The sequence below is a fragment of the Pseudomonas rossensis genome (genome assembly GCF_039888995.1).
Classification (GTDB): Bacteria; Pseudomonadota; Gammaproteobacteria; order Pseudomonadales; family Pseudomonadaceae; genus Aquipseudomonas; species Aquipseudomonas rossensis.
Genome location: NZ_JBBWCB010000326.1, coordinates 1 through 515, shown reverse-complemented (window position 1 = coordinate 515; position 515 = coordinate 1). Strand labels below are relative to the sequence as shown.

At 63.1% G+C, this 515-nt stretch carries 1 protein-coding gene; it reads left to right on the top strand.

The annotated features are described in order from the left end of the window. The coding region (locus WLY71_RS30715; protein ID WP_347806584.1) for a cadherin-like domain-containing protein at window positions 1–515 on the top strand (515 nt) is incomplete at both ends.

Here is a 515-nt window from a genome sequence, read left to right as displayed (position 1 = left end):
CCATCGCCAATGTCGGTACCCTGGTGATCGGAACGAACGGCGCCTACACCTTCACTCCGGCCGCCAACTACAACGGCACGGTGCCGACGGTCAGCTACACCGTCACCGACGGCTCCGGCGCTGACGTCACTTCGACCTTGAACATCAGCGTCACCCCGGTCGATGACAGCTTCACCGACGTCAGCGAAACCGTGACCACCAGCGAAGACGCCCTGGTGACCGGCAGCGTGCTCACCGGCACCAGCAGCGTCGACGGCCCGGTCAGCGTAGTTAATTTCACGGTCGGCGGTACTCAGTACCAGGCCGGTGAAACCGCGACTATCGCCAACGTCGGCACCCTGGTGATCGGAACGAACGGTGCCTACACCTTCACTCCGGCCGCCAACTACAACGGCACGGTGCCGACGGTCAGCTACACCGTCACCGACGGCTCCGGCGCTGACGTCACTTCGACCTTGAATATCAGCGTGACCCCGGTCGACGACAGCTTCACCGATATCAGCGAAACCGTGACC